The sequence below is a fragment of the Pseudomonas sp. EA_65y_Pfl2_P74 genome (assembly GCF_963970575.1).
Lineage (GTDB): Bacteria > Pseudomonadota > Gammaproteobacteria > Pseudomonadales > Pseudomonadaceae > Aquipseudomonas > Aquipseudomonas baetica_A.
In genome coordinates this window covers 182,611-203,285 of record NZ_CAXAOQ010000007.1, presented here as the reverse complement: position 1 = coordinate 203,285, position 20,675 = coordinate 182,611, and the positions used below count along the sequence as shown (strand labels likewise).

Sequence of the window (20,675 nt, the reverse complement as noted above, 5' to 3'; positions counted from 1 at the left end):
ACCTGCGACTAATGATCAAGTTTCTGGAAAACGGGAAATTGACTACTCAAATCAGCGCAACGGCTGGCGAGCATTTCCCTCAGCAGGTTCACCGGCTTACTCAATTGTGCGCGATGTGCGCACAAAAGATTCAGCGGAGCGCGCTCACAAAGCAGCTCCGGCAACAGCACTTTGAGGCGCCCGGCGAGGACATCGGCGCCCACGTCCAGCCAGGATTTGTAGGCAATGCCCGCGCCGGCCACCGCCCACAACCGCACGACGTCGGCGTCGTCACTGAAACGATCGCCACTGACGGTCAAACCGACTTCGCGCTTACCGTCGTGAAAACTCCAGTGGTCATGCACCCGGCTGCCGAGCATGTACAACAGGCAATTGTGCTGAGCCAGTTGTTCGAGTTGGCGCGGTTCGCCGTGCCGCGCCAGATAGGCCGGGGATGCGCAAAGCACGCGGCGGTTATGCGGGGCGATGGGCAAGGCGATCAGGCTGGAGTCTTCCGGCTCGCCATAACGCAGGGCGATGTCCACCGGCTGGCGAAACAGGTCGGCGATGCGGTCGCCGAGCAACAGGCGTACGGTCAGTTTCGGATGTTCACGCTGGAACTCGTCGAGCCAGGGCAACAACAGGTTGCGCCCGAAATCCGAAGGCGCCGACAACTGCAAGACCCCGCTGACCTGCTCCTGCCCGCTGGCCAACAGACGTCGGCCCTCATCGAGGTTGCTCAGCGCGGCCCGGGCGTATTCGAGAAAGCCTTCACCCTCGGCGGTCAGGCGAAGACTGCGCGTGGAGCGCGCCAGCAACCGTGCGCCGAGTTGCTGCTCAATGCGCTTCAACGCCGCACTGGCCACCGCGGCGGACATGTCCATCACCCGCGCCGCCGCTGACAGGCTGCCCAGATCCGCCGCCCGAACAAACAACTGCAAGTCATCGAAACGCAGCATCCACAGCCTCGATTATCAAAAAAACATTGAAAGAGACTGCTCTTTTAGCCGGTTTTATCTTGCAGAGAAATAGCCAATCATCTGCGCCATCGAATTCATCCCGCTTCTATGGAGCCGAGCATGTCCCAGCCATTCACCGCTATTGCCACCCTGACCGCCAAACCCGGCCAGCAGGACACCCTTGAGCAGGCGTTGCGCGCACTGGTAGAGCCAAGCCGTGCCGAGGACGGTTGCAGTCAGTATGACTTGCATCGCGACCTGACCGACCCGCAGGTGTTCTACGTAATCGAACACTGGGCCAGCGAAGCCATCCTGCAAGCGCACAACGCCAGCGCACACTTTCAGAATTTCCAGGCCACTGCCGGCCAGTGCATCGAACACTTCGAACTCAAACGTCTGGGCAGCATCGCCTGAACCTTTCTTTTATTACCTTTACGGAGCCCCTCATGAAAGCCATTGCTTATTACGCCTCCCTGCCGATCAGCGACGCAAAATCCCTGCAAGACATCGAACTGCCGGAACCGGTGGCTGGCCCGCGCGATTTGCTGGTGGAAGTCAAAGCCATTTCGGTCAATCCCGTGGATACCAAAATCCGCCAGAACGTCGCCCCTGAAGGCGGCGCGGCGAAAGTGCTGGGCTGGGACGTGGCCGGAGTGGTCAAGGCTGTGGGCAGTGAAGTGACGCTGTTCAAGGCTGGCGATAACGTCTTCTACGCCGGTTCCATCGCCCGCGCGGGTGGCAACAGCGAACGGCACGTTGTGGATGAGCGAATTGTCGGGCACATGCCCAAATCCCTGGGTTTCGCTGAAGCCGCCGCCCTGCCCCTGACCGCGATCACCGCGTGGGAGTTGCTCTTCGAACGCCTGCAAATTCGCGAAGGTAAAACCGCCGAAGGCCAGAGCCTGCTGATCGTCGGCGCGGCGGGCGGCGTGGGCTCGATCCTCACGCAACTGGCCAAGCAACTGACCGGTCTGAACGTGATCGGCACCGCCTCCCGTGAGCAGACCCGCGATTGGGTCAGCGAGTTGGGCGCGGACCTGGTGATCGATCACAGCCAGCCGCTGAGCGAAGCGCTCAAGCGTGCCGGGATCAACCAAGTGACCCACGTCGCCAGCCTGACCCAGACCGAGCAGCACCTGGACCAACTGATCGAAGCCCTGGCGCCGCAAGGCAAGCTGGCGCTGATCGACGATCCGAAGTCGCTGGACGTGACCAAGCTCAAGCGCAAGAGCCTGTCACTGCACTGGGAGTTCATGTACACCCGCTCGCTGTTCGAGACGCCGGACATGATCGAACAGCACAACCTGCTCAACCGCGTGGCCGAACTGGTTGATGCCGGAACATTGAAGACGACGGTTGGCGAGCACTTTGGCAGCATCAATGCGGCGAATCTGCGTCGGGCGCATGAATTGCTGGAGAGCGGCAAAGCCAAGGGAAAAATTGTTTTAGAAGGTTTCTAAACAGCAAAAAATCGCAGTCTTCGGCAGCGCCAATAACGGGCTGGCGGGGGCTGCGATATTTTTTGGGCCGTCAGTCTGACAGTTGATCCTTGTCACAATTGCGATCGTATTCAGGTCTACAATCGACGCCTCTGCGATACATCTTTTACGCAAGGGAGGTCAGCAATGAAGATCCTGATAAAAGAAGTGGCAAAGTCTCAATGGCAGGTTCGCCTGGACCAGCACGCCGTGACATTCCGCAGTGAAGCCGAAGCCTTGGCCTTCATCCGCACCCTCGAAGCGCGCATTTGCGCGCCCCATCAGATCCCCGACCTCAGCCAGCAACGCGCTGCCGGTTGAGGTTTTCTTATGCCTCGGCCCGGGCTTGCGCCAGTGTTCGGGCATTCTGTAAACGCCGGGTGAGCATCGCGGCGCTCACCACCAACAAACCGCACAGGCTGATGACCATTGCCATCGGCACGGCGGAGCCATCGTGCAACACGCCCACCAGCGCCGAAGCCCCAGCGGCGACGCTGAACTGCATGCAGCCGAGCAACGCCGACGCACTGCCGGCGCGGCCACCCTGCCCATTCATTGCACAGGCTGCGGCATTGGGACTGATGCAGCCAAGGCTGGCCACACAGATGAACAAAGGGATCAGCAGCGGCCACAGTGCCTCGGTGTGCAAAGCCGCGACCGCTAGCAAAGTCAGACCGGCGGCCAGATAAACCCAGACCGCGCGCGACAGCAGAAACGCCGGGCCTCGCTTGGCCAATAGCCGCGCATTGATTTGCGCCACCAGAATGAACCCCGCCGCGTTGGTGCCGAACAGCCAGCCGAAATGCTCCGCCGGCACGCCATACAGTTTGATAAAGATGAACGGTGAGCCCGCAATGTAGGCAAACATCCCGGCGATGGCGATGCCGCCGGTCAGGGCATGGCCGATATAAACCGGATCCTTCAACAGGCGTCCATACTGGCGTAAGGCACCGGACAACGGTTGGCGCGGTATATGCGCCGGCATACTTTCCGGCAGACCGAGGGCCACCGCCAAGCCGGCCAATGCACTGAAAACGGTCAGCACCAGAAAGATCGACTGCCAACCCGTGGTGTTGACCAGCAGGCCGCCGAGCATCGGCGCCAGGATGGGGGCCAGGCCCATCACCAGCATTAGCTGCGAAAAGACCTTCGCCGAGCCCACCGCATCGCATTTGTCGCTGACCACCGCCCTAGAAATCACCATCCCCGCACAGCCACCCAGCGCCTGCACGAAGCGTGCGCCGATCAGCCATTCCAGATTTGGCGCATAAGCGCAGGCCAGGGACGCCAGCGTGAACAGCGCCAGACCAATAAGCAACGGAACCCGTCGACCGAAGCGATCCGCTACCGGGCCGTAAGCCAGTTGGCCAATCGACAGACCAAGGAAGTACGCGGCCAGCGTCATCTGGACGTGTTTTTCATCGGTAGCGAATGCCAGCGCCATGGAGGGAAACGCAGGCAAATAAAAGTCGATCGCCAAGGGACCGAAGGCGGTCAAGGCACCGAGAATCAGAATGGTACGGAAGTTCATCAGGCATCCAGGTTGGCAAGTCGGCAGCCCGACAGTTTAGCCGCGCCCGGACGCCTTGAACATTCCGATAGCTCGCTAACTATTAAAAATCAGACGAGTTTGATGGCGTAACCTTCCTCGCTGATGGCGGCGATCACCTGATCGGCCGTCATTACACTGTCGACACCGACCTCTTTGGCTGCCAGATCAACCTGCACAACGGCCGCCGGATCCTTGGCTTGCACCGCGTTGGTGATCGCTTTGACGCAGTGGCCGCAGGACATGCCTTGAACGTTGAACACTTGCATGGGATGACTCCTTTGAGTGAGGTTGCCAGCAGTTTTGAGCTTGCCACGGTGACAAGGTCAAGTTCTTGAATAAACGGCCGGGCTGGCAATCGGCGCCGCGCTCGGCCAAGCTGCGTGCATCAATGACCTAAATTCAGGAGATTCAGCCATGCGCTGGTCAGCTTTCAGCCTGTTTGGCTTGCTCAGCCTCTTCGCCTTCCTGCCTCAGGCCAACGCGACCGGGGAGGACTACGCCGTTCTGATCATTTCGCGCGAGCGTCTGGAAGTGCCGACGTCTTGCGAGATTGGCGTGTACATCCAGGATCAGTTTGCAGGGCGACTGCTTCAAGAGCAGTCCACCTCGTTCAACCTGCCCCATGGTACTTTTTCGATTCGTCTGAAACTGGAGCCAGGTCAAGTATCGGGTTGTCAGCCCGGCATGCTGGCACCACCGGCGCAGGAGATCTCGCTCAAGGCTGGCGATGTGGTGAAGTACCGTATCGCCTCATCCGCCAAAGGCTTGTACCTGCGGCCCGCCGCCCTCGAATATTAAGCCCGTCCAGAATGTGGGAGCGGGCTGGCTCGCGAAAGCGTTGTGTCATTCAACAAAGACCTTGAATGTCACGCCTCTTCGCGAGCCAGCCCGCTCGCATTTTTTTGCCCTGCGACATCGTGCCGATTGGCGCTTGACCTTGCCCGCATGGCAAGGTTGATCCTTGTAGGCATCCTCTACAGGGAGTACGACCGATGTCCGAATCCATCACTTTCGATCTGCCGATTGCCGGCATGACCTGCGCCAGTTGCGCCGGGCGTGTCGAGCGGGCCTTGAGCAAAGTCAGCGGCGCCAGTGCCGTCAGTGTCAATCTCGCCACCGAACAGGCCCGCGTCCAGGCCCCCGCCGACAGTCTGCCGGCCTTGATGGACGCGATAGAGCGCGCCGGCTATAGCGTGCCGCAACAGACACTCGAACTGAGCATCGACGGCATGACCTGCGCCTCTTGCGTCGGCCGCGTCGAACGCGCCCTGAACAAAGTTCCCGGGGTGAAAAGCGTCAGCGTCAACCTGGCCAACGAGCGCGCCCACCTTGAGCTGCTTGGGCAGGTCGATGAGCAAACCCTGCTCGACGCGGTGAGCAAGGCCGGTTATTCGGCCAGCGTCTGGCAAGCCGAACACCCGCCAACCGACAAACAGCATCAACACCTGCAACACGAACGTTGGGCGCTGATCTGTGCGATCGCCCTCGCCCTGCCACTGGTGGCGCCGATGCTGCTGCAACCGTTCGGCATTCATTGGATGCTGCCGGCCTGGGCGCAATTTGCTCTCGCTACTCCGGTGCAATTCATTTTCGGCGCACGCTTCTATATCGCGGCGTGGAAAGCCGTCCGCGCCGGCGCCGGCAACATGGACTTGCTTGTCGCCCTTGGCACCAGCGCCGGTTATGGCTTGAGCCTTTACGAGTGGGCCACCGCTGCCGGGCGCATGCCGCACCTGTACTTCGAAGCATCGGCGGTGGTCATCGCCCTGGTGTTGCTCGGCAAATACCTGGAAAGCCGCGCCAAACGCCAGACCGCCAGCGCCATCCGCGCGCTCGAAGCCTTGCGTCCGGAACGGGCGATTCAATTGATCGACGGTCGCGAACAGGACGTCGCCATCAGCGCCCTGCATCTGAACGACGTGGTTCTGGTCAAACCCGGCGAGCGCTTCCCGGTCGACGGTGAAGTGCTGGAGGGCCAGAGCCACGCCGACGAAGCCCTGATCAGTGGTGAGAGCCTGCCGGTGCCGAAACAACCCGGCGACAAGGTCACCGGTGGCGCGATCAACGGGGAAGGCCGGTTGCAGGTGCGCACCACCGCCCTGGGCGCCGAAAGCGTACTGGCGCGGATCATTCGTCTGGTGGAAGACGCTCAGGCGGCGAAAGCACCGATCCAGAAACTGGTGGATAAAGTCAGCCAGGTGTTTGTGCCAACCGTGTTGGTTTTGGCCCTGGCAACGCTGATCGGCTGGTGGCTGTACGGCGCGCCGATGGAAACCGCGCTGATCAACGCGGTCGCCGTATTGGTCATCGCTTGCCCCTGCGCCTTGGGCCTCGCCACGCCCACCGCCATCATGGCCGGCACCGGCGTGGCAGCGCGTCACGGCATCCTGATCAAGGACGCCGAAGCCTTGGAACGCGCTCATGAAGTCAGCAGCGTGGTGTTCGACAAGACTGGCACGCTGACCTCCGGCGCGCCACGCATCGCGCATTTCAACGCGGTCGACGGTGATCAAAACACCCTGCTGAAACTGGCCGGCGCCCTGCAACGCGGCAGTGAGCATCCGCTGGCCAAAGCCGTGCTGGACGCCGCTGCCGAACGTGATCTGACGGTGCCCGACGTCAGCGACAGCCAGTCGCTGACCGGTCGCGGCATTGCCGGCACTTTCGAAGGTCGGCGTCTGGCGCTGGGCAATCGGCGGATGCTCGAAGACAACGGTTTAAACGCCGGGACTCTGGGCGAATCCGCCAAAGCCTGGGAAGCCGAAGGCCGCACCCTGTCGTGGCTGATTGAACAAAGCCCCGAGCCGCGCATTCTCGGGTTGTTCGCCTTCGGTGACACGTTGAAACCCGGGGCACTGGAAGCTGTGCAACAACTGGCCGCACGAGGCATCCACAGTCATCTGCTGACCGGCGACAACCGTGGCAGCGCCCGCGTGGTGGCCGAGGCCTTGGGCATTGAAAACGTGCACGCCGAGGTACTGCCAGCCGACAAAGCCGCCACCGTCACCGAACTGAAGAAAACCGGCGTCGTCGCCATGGTCGGCGATGGCATCAATGACGCCCCGGCTCTCGCCGCCGCCGACATCGGCATCGCCATGGGAGGCGGCACCGACGTGGCCATGCATGCGGCGGGCATCACCCTGATGCGCGGCGATCCACGGCTGGTGCCGGCGGCGCTGGACATCAGCCGCAAGACCTACGCGAAGATCCGCCAGAACCTGTTCTGGGCCTTCGTCTACAACCTGGTCGGCATTCCGTTGGCAGCGTTCGGCTTCCTCAACCCGGTGTTGGCCGGCGCGGCGATGGCGCTGTCGAGCGTCAGCGTGGTGAGCAATGCGCTACTGTTGAAAACCTGGAAGCCCAAGGATCTGGAGGAGCACCGATGAACATCGGCCAAGCAGCCAAGCACAGTGGCCTGAGCGCGAAAATGATCCGCTATTACGAGTCGATCGGTTTGCTCAAAGCGGCCCATCGCACCGACAGCGGCTATCGGATTTACGGCGACGATGATCTGCACACGCTGGCGTTCATCAAGCGCTCGCGGGACCTGGGCTTTTCACTGGAAGAGGTCGGCAAACTGCTGACCCTCTGGCAGGATCGCCAACGGGCCAGTGCCGATGTGAAGGCGTTGGCCCGTCAGCACATCGACGAGTTGAACCACAAGATCCGCGAGCTTGGCCAGTTGCGCGACACCCTGCAGGATCTGGTCGAGCACTGCCACGGTGACCATCGCCCCGATTGCCCGATCCTCAAGGAACTGGCGTCGGGCTGCTGCGCGCAACCCGTTCGCGTCTGATCGCCAGCCCTCTCACCGCCAGTAACGTGCCCAAGGGAATGCCGTGAAACAGCATGACCACAGCACCCGGCGTCCACCACCCATAGAACGGGGCGGCGATCAGCATACCCACGCCGAACCCGGTCATTTGCAGCAGGGTCAAAAAGCTGAAGATCGGCAGGCGCAGGTGTTCGGGCTCACGTTGCAGACGCGACAGCAGACCGACCTCGGAAAAGCCGTCGCCCAATCCCGCCGGCAATGAAAACAGCAACAATCCCAAAAGGCTGTGTTGCTGGAACATCAGGATGAACCCGCAGGACATCAGCGCCACGCCAAAGAAAAACCGCCGCTCCAGATGGCTGTTGTCCGAGCCTTTGAGGCGACTGGCGATCCGTGCGCCGAGCAGCTTGCCGCTGGCCCACACCGCGAGCATCAAGCCCAGGGTTGTGCTGGCCGAATCGGGCGACAGCAGTTTGGAAATGATCGGGAAACCGACGTTGTGCGCGGCGCTGCCCAAGGTGTCGGCCATCGTCACGGCGAGCATCGCGGCAATCACCGGGGCACTGCGCAGACCTTGCTTGAGGGCTGACCATTCGCCGCGTTCAGGCGCTTCATTGAGGGTCGATGGGGCGAAACGCAGCGGCACAATCAACAAAGCCGCCAGCAAATAGGTCAGCGCATTCAGGGCGAACACCGTTTCAAAACCGAAGCCTGCCACCAATAACCCCGAGACCAGACTGCCGCCGACCATCGCCGCCGACGAGGCCGAGGTGATCCAGGCATTGGTCTTGATTAACTGCGCCTCAGGAATCAAACGCGGCAACTGGCTGTTGAGGCCGATGGCAAACATCGAATTGCCCAGGCCCAGGCCGAACGCAATAAACGGCAACAGCAACGCTTGCTGAGCGACCGGCACGATCAACAGCAAACCGAGCACAGCGGCGCGTAACAGATCGAACGCGATCAGCGGTACACGCCCGCTGAAGCGTCGGTAAAACCGCGTGCCGATCAGACTGGCGAAGATCCCGCCACCGACGCGACTGGCGAGGAAGATCCCCACGCTCATGGCGCTGTTGCTCAGCAAGTAGACGTATGTGGCCAGCGCGACCATGTTGAGGAAGGCGCCGAAATCGGAGATCAGCCGGGCGGTGATGATCAGGTGGGCGTTGCGAGGAGGGGTCACATTCAGTCCTTGAGTGCGCGCAGGCAAACAAGATTCCCATACACATTGGAGCAACACCATAGAACCTTTGGGAGCGGGCTGGCTCGCGAACGCGTTGTATCAGGCAACATTGATGACGACTGACACGCCCCTTTCGCGAGCCAGCCCGCACACAGGGGAACTTCGGTGCAGGCGAGAATGGGGCGGGCACAAAAAACCGGCCGAAGCCGGTTTTTCTAAACGATCATTGCATCCACGGTGGTGGCGGTGGTTCCTCTGACTTGCCCTTGGGCTCATCATCGGCTGCCCGAATCGCTTGCTTGCGCTCTTCGTCCAGCCGCGCCGCTTCGATCTCACGCAGCACCCCGCCGACGTCGGCCAGATCCTGCGGATCGTCGAACTCGCCGGTCAGCACGCTGCCCGGGTGCAAGATGCCGGCTTCGTACAGCGCCCACATTTCCTTGGCGTACCTGGTCTTCTTCAACTCCGGCGCAAAACGGCCGAAGTACGAAGCCATGTTGCCAACGTCACGTTCGAGCATGCTGAACGCGTGGTTGTTGCCCGCCGCGTCCACCGCTTGCGGCAGGTCGATGATGACCGGGCCGGTCGGTGTCAGCAGCACGTTGAACTCGGAGAGGTCACCGTGCACCAGACCGGTACACAACATCAGCACGATCTGCGAAATCAGGAACGCGTGATACTCGCGGGCCTGATCAGGCTCCAGCACGACGTCATTCAGACGCGGCGCGGCCTCGCCGAATTCGTCGGCCACCAGTTCCATCAACAGCACGCCATCGAGGAAGTCGTACGGCTTGGGCACTCGCACCCCGGCACCGGCCAGACGGAACAGTGCCGCCACCTCGGCGTTCTGCCAGGCATCCTCGGTCTCTTTGCGACCGAACTTGGAGCCTTTTGCCATGGCGCGAGCCTGTCGGCTGTTGCGCACCTTGCGGCCTTCCTGATACTCGGCCGCCTGACGGAAACTGCGTTTGTTCGCCTCCTTGTAGACCTTTGCGCAACGCAACTGATTGCCACAGCGCACCACATAAACAGCTGCTTCTTTACCACTCATCAGTGGACGCAGCACTTCGTCGACCAGACCGTCCTCGATCAGGGGTTCAATGCGTTTTGGAGTCTTCATCAGCTTTTATTGTGGGTCCTTTATTACCAAACACGCGAATGTCACTCGTTATACGGCAATCCTCGCATCTCGGGGAGGGGGTGCCGACCTGTGAACGTTGAAGATGCACACACTGTGCCGGAAAATCGACCGCGGCCAATCATAGCGGAGCCGGTCATGAATATTGGCAAATGGCGTTGAGGGCATTTGCGACAGAATCTGACATGACGCCATTCCCACAGTGAAATGGGCGTCAACGCTCGATAATAGCGGTAACCCCCTGTCCACCCGCCGCACAAATCGAAATCAGCCCCCGGCCCTTCCCAGCCGCGTCCAGCAACTTCGCCAAATTCGCGACAATCCGCCCACCTGTCGCGGCAAACGGGTGCCCGGCCGCCAACGAACTGCCCTTCACATTGAGACGGCTGCGGTCTATCGAGCCCAACGGCGCATCGAGCCCCAAGCGGGTTTTGCAGTACTCGGGATCTTCCCAGGCCTTTAGCGTGCACAACACCTGCGCGGCAAACGCTTCATGAATCTCGTAGTAGTCGAAATCCTGCAGGGTCAGGCCGTTACGCGCCAGCAACCGTGGCACCGCATACACCGGCGCCATCAACAGGCCCTCGGCGCCGTTGACGAAATCCACCGCCGCCGCCTCGCCATCGCGCAGGTAGGCCAGGATGGGCAAACCACGTTCCTTCGCCCATTCCTCACTGCCCAGCAAGACCACAGAGGCTCCATCGGTCAGCGGTGTGGAGTTGCCCGCCGTCAGCGTGCCTTTGGCGCTTTTTTCGAAGGCCGGTTTCAGCGAGGCGAGTTTTTCCAGGGTCAGGTCCGGGCGCAGATTATTGTCGCGAGTCAGGCCAAGGAACGGCGTCATCAGGTCGTTGTGCCAGCCTTCGCTGTAGGACGCGGCGAGCTTGTGATGACTTTCAAGCGCCAGTTGATCCTGATCTTCGCGAGCAATGTTCCAGGTCTGCGCCATCAATTCGCAGTGTTGGCCCATCGACAGGCCGGTGCGCGGTTCGCCATTGCGCGGAAACTCCGGGATCAAATGGTTGGGCCGCAGTTGCAGGAAAGCCTTGAGTTTGTCGCCCGTGGTTTTGGCGCGATTGGCTTGCAGGAGGATTTTGCGCAGGCCTTCGTTGACGCTGATCGGCGCATCCGAGGTGGTGTCGACACCGCCGGCGATGCCGCAATCGATCTGCCCGAGGGCGATTTTGTTGGCCACCAGCAACGCGGCCTCAAGGCCAGTGCCGCAGGCTTGCTGGATGTCATAGGCAGGCGTAGCCGGCGAAAGACGTGAGCCGAGTACGCATTCGCGGGTCAGGTTCATATCCCGTGACAATTTAAGCACCGCGCCTGCCACCACCTCGCCCATGCGCTGGCCGTGCAGGTTGTAGCGCTCGATCAGGCCTTCGAGGGCAGCGGTGAGCATCGCCTGATTGCTGGCCGTGGCGTACGGGCCGTTGGAACGGGCGAAAGGGATACGGTTACCGCCGATGATCGCGACGCGGCGCAACTGACTCATGAAAACCTCCTTATTGAATATCCTGATTCACCTGGAACCTTGTGGGAGCCGGCAACAAAACAGCCTGGGCAAACTACTCTGCTGTTCTAGCGTAGGCCTTAATGCCTGGATCGAACGATTGATTGCCGTGGGTAGTCCACACTTTGAACCCCAACTTCTGGAGAGCGTTCCATGTCTGACCGCTATATCGACTTCGCCAATTCGTCCATCGGCCATCGTCTGGTCGGGGCTCTGGGCCTACCGTCGCCGGTGCGGCTGGAACGCTGGCAGGGCGGCCGCCTGCGGCCGGTGGACGGTGCACTGCTGATCGGGGGCGGGCCGTTGACTGAGCGCGTCAATGCGTTCGCCAACCGCCTGACCGATGCGATCTACAGCTATGGCACCGAACCGTCGATGGCCACCGCGTGGATTCCCGGCCATGGCCCGAAAATCAAGGCCGTGGTGTTCGACGCCAGTCATTTGCAGCACACCGACCACCTCAAGCAACTGCGCGAGTTTTTCCAGCCGTTGATGAAGAATCTTGAGCACAGCGCCCATCTGGTGATGCTTGGCCGAGCGCCGGAAACCCTGGAAGATCCGTTCGCCGCCAGCGCCCAACGGGCACTCGAAGGGTTTTCCCGCTCGCTGGCCAAAGAGCTGCGCAGCGGCGGCACGCTGCAGTTGATCTATGTTGGCGAAGGGGCCGAAGATCAACTGGAAGGCCCGCTGCGGTTTTTCCTTTCGCCGAAAAGTGCGTTCGTGTCCGGGCAGGTGATTCGCCTGACCTCGTGTGCGACACCGGTCACCGACTGGACACGGCCACTGGCTGGACGCAAAGCCTTGGTGACCGGTGCTGCGCGAGGCATTGGCGCCTCCATCGCCGAAACCCTGGCCCGCGACGGTGCTGACGTCATCCTGCTTGACGTGCCGCCGGCCAAGACTGATCTCGACGCCCTCGCCGCGCGCCTTGGCGGGCGCAGCATTACCCTCGACATCTGCGCCGAAGACGCTGGCGCACAACTGATCGAACAGCTACCCGACGGCCTCGACATTCTGGTGCACAACGCCGGGATCACCCGTGACAAAACTCTGGCCAACATGACCCCGGAATTCTGGGACGCCGTGCTGGCGGTCAACCTCAACGCGCCACAAGTGCTAACCAAGGCTCTGCTCGACAGCGGCACTGTGCACGACAACGCGCGAATCGTTTTGCTCGCCTCGATCAGCGGTATCGCCGGCAACCGTGGGCAAACCAACTACGCCGCGAGCAAGGCCGGATTGATCGGTCTGGCGCAAGCCTGGGCGCCGACGCTGCTGGAACGCGGCATCAGCATCAACGCCGTGGCGCCAGGGTTCATCGAAACCCAGATGACTGCCCACATCCCGTTTGGCCTGCGTGAAGCCGGGCGCCGCATGAGCTCGCTGGGCCAGGGCGGCTTGCCGCAAGACGTCGCCGAGGCGGTGGCGTGGCTGGCGCAACCGGGTACCGGCGCGTTCACCGGGCAGGCGTTGCGGGTCTGTGGACAAAGTGTTCTGGGGGCTTAGGCATGAGCATCGAATGGCACACACTGGACCGTGAACCGAGCCTTCCCGGGCTGTATGCGCGGGCAGCGACGCGACGCAAGATCACCGGCACGCAATTACCCGACAGCGGTTTGCGTTGCTTCGTTGATGTCGATGGCAAACGGCTGGCCACCTACCGCAAGGTCTGCGGTTTTGCCGACGACGGTCTGTTGCCGCCAACGTATCCACACATCCTCGCCTTCGCGTTGCAGATGCAATTGCTCACGGCCAAGGACTTCCCGTTTCCGCTGCTGGGGCTGATTCATTTGCGCAACCGCATTCGTGTGTTGCGGCCGATGGGCGGGATAAGTCGCGCACAAATCAGCGTGCGGGTGCACAATCTGCAACCGCATCCCAAAGGCGCGACGTTCGATGTGTTGACCACGCTGGATGATCAACTCGGGCCGTTGTGGGAAGCCGAAAGCCAGATGCTCTGTCGCGGCGTTAAGCTCGATGGCGAACCGCTGGAGCAGCACTGGGAGCCTTCGCAATCGCTGGTGGAGGTGGCGAAGTGGAAAGCCCCGGCAGACATCGGCCGGCAATATGCCAAGGTCTCGGGCGACTACAACCCGATCCACTTGAGTGCGCCCAGCGCCAAGCTGTTCGGTTTCCCTACCGCTATCGCCCATGGCTTGTGGAACAAGGCGCGCACGCTCGCGGCGCTGGCCGATCACTTGCCCAAGGCCAACCTTGAAATCACCGTGTACTTTCGCAAACCGGTGCGACTGCCCAGCGAGGTCACACTGCTCGCCACAACAGCGGGCTCCAGCGGAGAGTTGCAGTTGGTCGGCACGCAGAATCTGGAGCATATGGTTGGGCGCTGGCAGCCGATGGGGTGACCTCATGCGCCGGGGAACACCCGTAAATTGTATATATATAACTTAAGTTTTCTTCCGGCTTTTGCCCTGACTTGAAGAACACCAAGCCTTGATTTTCAAGGCTTTTTTTTGCGCGCTTATCGCTTGGGTATTAGTCCTTAGGCACTGCGAACAGCCTATATATAAAGGCGTTAATACCATCTAGAGAATGGCGTGAATCAGCGCCCGGATCGAGATTGGCACCACGGACGAGGCATTGCCAGCGACAGACCGGCAAGCCATCGAAGACAACGAACGTTGTACCAGGTGCAAGGAATCTCAATCATGAAAACTCAAGACGTGTGGTGCAAATCAGCAATCGCTCTGGCATTGATCCTCTCCCTTGGTCTCGCTGGCTGCAGCAGCGGCGGTGGCGGCCATCACAGCAGCTCCGGCAGTTCTTCGCCAGACAGTTCAACCGCCGGCACTGGCGGGACTGGTAGCAGCGGTGATACCGCTGGCACAGGTGGAACCGGTGGTACTGGCGGCACGGGCGGCACCGATCCGACCAACCCAACCAATCCGACTGACCCAACCGATCCAACCAACCCGACCAATCCGCCCGCCGCACGACTGGTGACCACCACCCTCGTACAGGATGTCGGCACAACCGTCAGTGGCCTGGGTGATGGCGTCGGCCAGATTGGCGATTCTTTGAGCACCGCTCCTGTGGTCGGTGGCGTCGTGCAGAGCGCGGCAAGAACCGCCGGCAATGTGGTCACGACCTTGGGTGACGGCGTCACCAACGGCATCGGCAAACTCGCCACCGACCCTAACGGCCTGACCACCACCGTGGCTTCGGTCGGTGGCGTGGTGCAGGATGTCGGCGACGGCGTGTCCGACCTCAGCGGCAAACTGGCAACCGCAACCAGTAGCGTTCCAGTGGTCGGCGGCGTGGTCACCAAAGTCGCACCGGTGCTCGACGGTGTCGGCCAGAAAGTCACCATGCTCGGCGATACCCTCAACACCACCCTCAGCAACGGCCCGACCAGCCAACTGACCAATAAACTCGGCAGCAGTCTGGTACCAGTGATCGCCATGGTCGAAAGCACCACCGACAAAGTCGGCGATGCCACCGGCCTGGGTGACCCACTCCAAGGCGTGATCCAGAAAGTCGGCAGCACCGTTGACGGTGTCGGCGACAAGGTGACTGGCGCCGGCAATGGCAATGCGCTGAGCAACACCCTCGGCGGCGCTTTGAGCAACGCAGGCACCGCTACCGGCAAGGCTGGCGGCCTGGTGTCCAACGGCACCGGCTCCAGTGGCGGCGTGGGCGGTGGCCTTGGCGGTCTCGGTGGTGGCCTGGGCGGTACTGGCCTGCTGCAAACCGTCGGCGGCGCCGTCGTCAACGTGGGCACAGGCTTGAACGCTGGCAGCACCAATGGCGCGGTCAGTGCCGGTGGCGTGACGGCGGGCGGGCTGGGCAATGCTGTCGCCTCGCTGAACACTGTCCTCGGTGGCTCGGGTAGCCCGATCACCTCCACAACCGCGCCGTTGGCCGCGCTCGGCAACAATGTCGGCGGCGCACTCAACCCGGTCACCAGCGCAGTCACCGGCCTGACGCAACAGGTGGGCGCCGCCACGGGTCTGGGCAGTCCTGTGGCCAGCCTCACCGGCCAGGCCGGCAGCGCGGTGAGCAATCTCGGCGGTGCGATTGCCGCCACTAATAACCCGGTCACTACCGCTGTCGGGGGCCTGGTCAGCAACGTCGGCGGTGTCGTCACTGCCGCTGGCGGTCTGGTCAACGGAGGCACCGCCAGCGGCGGCACCACCGGTGGTCTGGGCGGTGTTCTGGGTGGCCTGACCGGCGCTCTGGGTGGTAACAAACACTAAATTGCACCTGGCCGATTCGACGGCCGCACCTACAGCGCCTACTCTTGGTTGAGGGCGGAAGATTCCTACGAGTCTTCCGCTTCTTTCTTAGGAGAACATCAGCCCTGCGCTGTGATCTGACCACGGAGTGTCCTATGCGCTTTATGGCATCCCTGCTGTTCCTCAGTCTCAGTTCCGCCGCCCTCGCCGACACCCTCCCCAGCTTCCTCAATAGCAACGAAACCATTCGCAACCTGCCCGTACCCAATCTACCGGCGGACGCCTATCGCCCGACGGCTACGCCGCTGCAAGTGCCTGACCCCGGCGCAGCCGCCGCACAGCCATTGATGATGCAGACCAAAGTCAATCTCAAGACCGTGCAGATCGAAGGCGGCACGATCTATCCGCTCAACGAATTGGCCGACATCTACAAACCGCTGATCGGTCACCAGAGCAGCCTCGCCGACCTGATCGAAGCCACGCGCAACATCACCCGGCGCTACCAGCAGGATGGGTATCTGCTGTCCTACGCGTTCCTGCCGCAACAAAGTTTCGACGACGGCGTGGCGCGCGTTGTGTTGGTCGAAGGCTATGTTCGCGACATACAAATGCAGGGCGACGTCGGCCGGGTCAAAGGCCTGCTCGACAAACTGGCGGCGAAAATCCAGGCCGAACGGCCACTGACCCGCAAGACTTTCGAGCGCTACACCACGCTGATGACGCGCATTCCCGGCGTCACCATTCAGGCCCAGGTGCCGCCACCCGGCACCACCGATGGCGCCACGACGCTGGTCGCCCAGGCCAGCCGCAAACCGTTCACCAGCACACTCAGCACCACCGAAGACAACCGCAACGGCACGCAGGCCCTGCTCGGCGTCAGCAGCAACTCGCAAACGTCCATGGGCGAACAACTGACCCTCAGCGGTCTGTTCCCACCGGGTGACGACCACGAGCATTACTATCGCCTGGACTACAACCAGTTCCTCGACAGCGAGGGTACGCAACTCGCCCTGTCCGCCTCACGCTACCGTGCCGACCCCGGCACCAACGTGTTGCTCGACAATGGCCTGCAACTCAAACCGCACCGTGAGAATGATCGCTACTCGATCGGTTTCACCCTGCCGCTGATTGCAGCGCCCAACGAACTGCTGACCGCCGGCTCGCGGCTCTACGCGGTCAACGACAAGACCCGCTATAAAGTGATCGGCTACCCGCTGAGCGTCGAGGAGCGCACCGACATCCGCGCCCTCGCCTTCGAAAGCGACTGGCGCAAGGCCGATGCCCGGCAACTGCGCATCCTCAGCGGCGGCCTGTATCAAGGGCTGGACAGCATGGGGGCGAAAACCAACAACAGCGCGCTGGACCTCAATTTCTTGCGTCTGCGCCTGTCCGGGGTGCAAAGCGACAAGTTCCTCGACAACTGGCAAGGCGTGCTCTCGGCCGCGTTGTACTGGAGCGACGACACCCTGCCCGACAGCGAACGCGCGGTATTTGGCGGGCAGAATTTCGGTCGCGGCTACCCCGACGATCAGGCGTCCGGCGACAAGGGCTGGGGGGTGGCGTACGAGGTCAACTACAGCTTCAACCGCGACGGCAACTGGCTGCGCATCCTGCAACCCTACGTGGTGCTCGATCGCTCGCGCAGTTGGTTCAATAAACTGCCGGTACAGGCCAACAATTTGTCGTCGGCGGCAGTCGGGCTGAGGTTCGGCGATGCCAAGTACTACAACATTTCGCTGGAGGCAGCGAAGGCAATGTCGGATGAAGCACTGGACACGTTCAACCGCCGGGCACGGTACAGCATCAGTTTCAGTTATCAGCTATAGAAACGGCTGGCGCCTGTCAGAACGCTTGCTCGCGAAGAACGATGACGCGGTGTCGAGGCGGGGTCAGAACGCGTAGCGCACTTTCGCCGTGAAACCATCGGAGTCAAACCCGCTGGCCGTCACGTAGTTGTAGGAACCACCGACGCTCCACGCGCCCATTCGGTAGTTGGCGCCCAGGCCCAGTTCATAGCTGTCACGCACAGGCGTAGTGCCGCGACTAGTAAAAGAGTCACCGCCCAGGACAAACGATGAGGTGGTGGAGACCTTATCGCCAATCACGTCATGCCAGGCCATCAGCTTCGCTTCAGGTTCAAGACTGCCGGTGCCAACAGCAAACGCGGCAGCCAGACGCGCGCCCATGCCCAGCTCACCGACTTCGTAACGCTGGCTGCCGACATTCAACGCCGCAGCACTGCCCTTCTCGCGGTACGAGTCCATCCCCACATGGGCGTAGCGCGCGCCGACCTGCGGCTCAAGCACCACATCCGGGATCAGGCGCAGGCTGTATCCGGCCAAGGCACTCACGCCCAATACATCACTGTGGTAATCACCCTTGGCGCGGGTGCCGGCGATGTAGCGCTTGGACTCGTTGTCGTTCCACCCGTACATCAACGAGGTATCGACGAACCAGTTGTCATGCACCCAGTTGCCGTACACGGTCAGCGCGTGACCAGTCACTTTGGTCTTACTGCCCAAATCAGACTTCACATTCGAGTCGAGGTAGCTGTAAGCCAGGCCCACCATCGTGTCGGCGTTCAACTGGCCGTCTGCACCCACGGCAATCCCGTGACTGTCGGCGTCATAACCGGCCACGCCACGGCGTTCGTCCTGATTGGCGTCGTTGCTCAAGGCTTGCAGCCACACGCCTCTCTCCGTCGAACCGATTGCATTACGCGCACGGCTGGAGCGCTCGTTGATCACGCCAGAAACCAGCGTCTGACTGTTGGTGGCGGCGTGCAGCACACCACGGCTGACGTCCGGGCTGAGGGACTCGGATAACTGTGCCAGTTGCGCATCTGTGCTCGCGTTGGCGAAAGCCTGGAACACCGGGTCCTGCTCATCGATTTGCGACATGACGCTGGAGAAGCGCCCAATCGCTGTTGCCGCGTTGCGACTGCCGCCAACCGCCAAGGTGTTCTGGGCCAAGACCTCACTCGACTTGGTCGTCACCACGGACGTAATGTCGTTATTCGTGACACCGAAACTCTTCACATCCAGCAACGCAGAGGAGGACGTCACGGTCAGGTTGTTGCCACCAATCAGATTGCCCGAACTGATCAACGTGTAACGCGTGCCGCCCGGGGTCACGCGAAAATCACCGGAGCGTGCGAGAAGTCGCAGTTGTGCGCCCGGTGCGATATCGGTAGTGCCCGTGACCTTCAACACTGGCAGCGACGGGTTGGTGTCATTACCCAGGTACATTTCAAGCACGGAGTCGGACTCTTCCATGTCGAAGTCGCCAATGATCGTGGTATGCGGTCGCATCAAGGTGAGCGTGCCATCTTCGATCGTGACGTAGCCGGACTTGATGGTCGAACCGTCAAAAATTGCATCGCCGTCGATTTTTACACCGGTCAGCCCTAACAGATCACCCTTCACGGTGCCGCCAAAGAAATTGAAATAGCTTTCGCCGTCATCGATTTGAATGGCTGCTTTACCACCCTCGATCAAACCGGTCAGTTGGTAAATGCTGAAAGGACTGCCACCGGCCGGTTGGCCGCTGACGTGCACGCCGATGGACTCGCCGGAAATCGTGCCGTAGTTGAACAACATGAACGTGCCTGGACTCGACGCACGATCGAAGGTGACCCCCTCCAGATTGAGCGCTTCGGCATTGGCACCGCTGGCACGAATCGTCCCGTAGTTACTGATACTGCCCTTGACTGTCGCGCCATCGAGAAATACCCCCAGCGCATCCGTGCCGCTGGCACTGATGGTGCCGCTGTAGGTGTTAAGGAACGAGCCCATGTTCGTATGCACCAGCATCACGCCGCTGGAGGTAGCGCCGCTGACATCGATACTGCCGGTATTCATAACGGCGCTGCCCACCGTACTGCCGATATCGGAAATACCGGTTGAGCTCCCCGCCCCAGCCAACCCATGTACAGAAATCGAGCCGTCGTTGATCAGGCTCAGCGTGATGTTGCTGTCCACCGAACCTGAGGAACCAAGGTTGATGCCAACACCGTGAGTGGCGCCGTCAATGCGGATGCTGTCATTGTTGCGCAACTGCCGTGCTCTGAGCCCCTTGAATTGAGCGCCGAAAGTCAGCCCCGGCGCTGCCACGGGTGTGGCGTTCAAGTTGCCGTGCAGGTCGACCAATCCGGTGGTGTTCAGCAGATTGCTGTCCAACGGCGTGGTGCTGATGTCGTAATCAATATCGGCGACAGCGTTGCCGGTGTGCACAGCGGCGGCAATGGAGAGCGCCAGCAACGAGTGGCGCAAGCGAACGGTATTCAAAGAGATTCCCTTCCGAAACAACCAAAAAACAGTTTCAGCAGGGCTCACACATTCAATCAGGCATCCCTACCGACCCCACCAGACCACCTGGTTCGGGCGCGGTGAAATCTACACGAGCCATCACTTTGACACCACTAAAACGTCAATGCGATGGCGTCAATATTTAAGGCGGTATCTATATCGGAATGCATCCAGCATGAGATGGATCGTATGGACGGGCCTCTTCGCGAGCAAGCCCGCTCCCACAGGGGTATGCATTTCAAATCGTGGAATGCATTTCAACCTGTGGGAGCGGGCTTGCTCGCGAAGAACGATGACGCGGCGAGCCTGTTGAATACTGTCAGCCGCCGCCACCCGTTCCACTGCTGACCTTGCCACCCTGCTCCTGATCGAAAAACGGCGGGATCTCATGCTGGTAGCTTTTCAGCCAACGCTGCATCACCAGTTCGCGCTCAGTCGGCGTCTGGGTCTGAGGTTTGGGCGAGGCCACTTTGTTGCGGCTTTGCAGCAGCAGCCAGCCTTCGGTTTCCTGTTGCTGGGCCGAGGCCGGGCCGGCGTCGATGGCGTGACTGGTGAGCGGCAGGGCCAGCAAGCCCAGGCAAACAATGATGGCTTTCATCGC

General features: G+C 61.2%; 18 protein-coding genes. 10 read left to right on the top strand and 8 right to left on the bottom strand.

The features are described from left to right. Nucleotides 1-8 precede the first annotated feature (8 nt). Nucleotides 9-938 carry a LysR family transcriptional regulator gene (locus AACY18_RS07650; protein ID WP_221734175.1) on the bottom strand — a complete coding sequence of 310 codons (930 nt, stop codon included), beginning with the start codon at nucleotides 936-938 and terminating at the stop codon, nucleotides 9-11. Between the two features lie 120 nt (nucleotides 939-1,058). Here AACY18_RS07650 and AACY18_RS07645 point away from each other — a divergent pair, with 120 nt between their 5' ends. From AACY18_RS07645 to AACY18_RS07635, 3 genes are all read left to right on the top strand, one after another. Beyond that, nucleotides 1,059-1,352 carry a putative quinol monooxygenase gene (locus AACY18_RS07645; protein ID WP_339431888.1) on the top strand — a complete coding sequence of 98 codons (294 nt, stop codon included), beginning with the start codon at nucleotides 1,059-1,061 and terminating at the stop codon, nucleotides 1,350-1,352. A gap of 32 nt (nucleotides 1,353-1,384) precedes the next feature. After that, the gene (locus AACY18_RS07640; protein ID WP_339431887.1) at nucleotides 1,385-2,398 is read left to right on the top strand and encodes a zinc-binding alcohol dehydrogenase family protein; all 1,014 of its coding nucleotides are present in this window, start codon (nucleotides 1,385-1,387) and stop codon (nucleotides 2,396-2,398) included. 165 nt (nucleotides 2,399-2,563) lie between these two features. After that, on the top strand, nucleotides 2,564-2,737 hold the full coding sequence (locus AACY18_RS07635) for a hypothetical protein (RefSeq protein WP_339431886.1): 174 nt from the start codon (nucleotides 2,564-2,566) through the stop codon (nucleotides 2,735-2,737). A 7-nt stretch (nucleotides 2,738-2,744) separates the two neighbouring features. On the opposite strand, the gene AACY18_RS07630 is transcribed toward AACY18_RS07635, so the two are convergent. Both AACY18_RS07630 and AACY18_RS07625 read right to left on the bottom strand, forming a co-directional pair. Further along, a complete protein-coding gene (locus AACY18_RS07630) occupies nucleotides 2,745-3,947 on the bottom strand; it encodes a multidrug effflux MFS transporter (protein ID WP_339431885.1) in 1,203 nt (400 codons plus the stop codon). A gap of 89 nt (nucleotides 3,948-4,036) precedes the next feature. Further along, entirely contained in the window at nucleotides 4,037-4,234 is a 198-nt protein-coding gene (locus AACY18_RS07625; protein ID WP_221734180.1) for a cation transporter, read from the bottom strand. Between the two features lie 148 nt (nucleotides 4,235-4,382). Between AACY18_RS07625 and AACY18_RS07620 the strand changes: the two genes are divergently transcribed. The 3 genes from AACY18_RS07620 (at nucleotide 4,383) to cueR (ending at nucleotide 7,764) form a co-directional block, all read left to right on the top strand. Then, the gene (locus AACY18_RS07620) at nucleotides 4,383-4,766 is read left to right on the top strand and encodes a hypothetical protein (protein ID WP_221734181.1); all 384 of its coding nucleotides are present in this window, start codon (nucleotides 4,383-4,385) and stop codon (nucleotides 4,764-4,766) included. 194 nt (nucleotides 4,767-4,960) lie between these two features. Then, entirely contained in the window at nucleotides 4,961-7,354 is a 2,394-nt protein-coding gene (locus tag AACY18_RS07615; RefSeq protein WP_339464633.1) for a heavy metal translocating P-type ATPase, read from the top strand. After that, on the top strand, nucleotides 7,351-7,764 hold the full coding sequence (gene cueR / locus AACY18_RS07610) for a Cu(I)-responsive transcriptional regulator (RefSeq protein ID WP_221734183.1): 414 nt from the start codon (nucleotides 7,351-7,353) through the stop codon (nucleotides 7,762-7,764). Before AACY18_RS07615 ends, cueR begins: the two co-directional genes overlap by 4 nt. Here the strand turns inward: cueR and AACY18_RS07605 are convergent. The 3 genes from AACY18_RS07605 to AACY18_RS07595 all read right to left on the bottom strand — a co-directional run bounded on the left by AACY18_RS07605 (nucleotide 7,718) and on the right by AACY18_RS07595 (nucleotide 11,556). Further along, nucleotides 7,718-8,926, bottom strand: a complete 1,209-nt coding sequence (locus tag AACY18_RS07605) for an MFS transporter (RefSeq protein ID WP_339464632.1) — start codon at nucleotides 8,924-8,926, stop codon at nucleotides 7,718-7,720. The two genes, cueR and AACY18_RS07605, sit on opposite strands and share 47 nt — an antisense overlap. 223 nt (nucleotides 8,927-9,149) lie before the next feature. After that, nucleotides 9,150-10,046 (bottom strand): PA4780 family RIO1-like protein kinase, encoded by an 897-nt coding sequence (locus tag AACY18_RS07600; RefSeq protein WP_339431881.1) that lies wholly within the window; start codon nucleotides 10,044-10,046, stop codon nucleotides 9,150-9,152. A 232-nt stretch (nucleotides 10,047-10,278) separates the two neighbouring features. Further along, nucleotides 10,279-11,556 (bottom strand): acetyl-CoA C-acetyltransferase, encoded by a 1,278-nt coding sequence (locus AACY18_RS07595; RefSeq protein WP_339464630.1) that lies wholly within the window; start codon nucleotides 11,554-11,556, stop codon nucleotides 10,279-10,281. A 171-nt stretch (nucleotides 11,557-11,727) separates the two neighbouring features. Here AACY18_RS07595 and AACY18_RS07590 point away from each other — a divergent pair, with 171 nt between their 5' ends. The 4 genes from AACY18_RS07590 (at nucleotide 11,728) to AACY18_RS07575 (ending at nucleotide 17,593) form a co-directional block, all read left to right on the top strand. Then, on the top strand, nucleotides 11,728-13,080 hold the full coding sequence (locus tag AACY18_RS07590) for a 3-oxoacyl-ACP reductase (RefSeq protein WP_339464628.1): 1,353 nt from the start codon (nucleotides 11,728-11,730) through the stop codon (nucleotides 13,078-13,080). A gap of 2 nt (nucleotides 13,081-13,082) precedes the next feature. Then, complete coding sequence (locus tag AACY18_RS07585) at nucleotides 13,083-13,937, top strand: MaoC family dehydratase (RefSeq protein WP_339464627.1); 855 nt, start codon at nucleotides 13,083-13,085, stop codon at nucleotides 13,935-13,937. 303 nt (nucleotides 13,938-14,240) lie between these two features. Beyond that, nucleotides 14,241-15,788, top strand: coding sequence for a collagen-like triple helix repeat-containing protein (locus AACY18_RS07580; protein ID WP_339431877.1), 1,548 nt, complete (start codon nucleotides 14,241-14,243; stop codon nucleotides 15,786-15,788). 134 nt (nucleotides 15,789-15,922) lie between these two features. Beyond that, nucleotides 15,923-17,593 carry a ShlB/FhaC/HecB family hemolysin secretion/activation protein gene (locus AACY18_RS07575; RefSeq protein WP_339464626.1) on the top strand — a complete coding sequence of 557 codons (1,671 nt, stop codon included), beginning with the start codon at nucleotides 15,923-15,925 and terminating at the stop codon, nucleotides 17,591-17,593. 63 nt (nucleotides 17,594-17,656) lie between these two features. Here AACY18_RS07575 and AACY18_RS07570 read toward each other — a convergent pair whose 3' ends face one another. Both AACY18_RS07570 and AACY18_RS07565 read right to left on the bottom strand, forming a co-directional pair. Next, nucleotides 17,657-20,053: an autotransporter family protein gene (locus AACY18_RS07570; protein ID WP_339464625.1), complete on the bottom strand. Its 2,397-nt coding sequence runs from the start codon at nucleotides 20,051-20,053 to the stop codon at nucleotides 17,657-17,659. 340 nt (nucleotides 20,054-20,393) lie between these two features. Next, complete coding sequence (locus AACY18_RS07565; protein WP_339464623.1) at nucleotides 20,394-20,672, bottom strand: DUF3613 domain-containing protein; 279 nt, start codon at nucleotides 20,670-20,672, stop codon at nucleotides 20,394-20,396. Nucleotides 20,673-20,675: the final 3 nt, after the last annotated feature.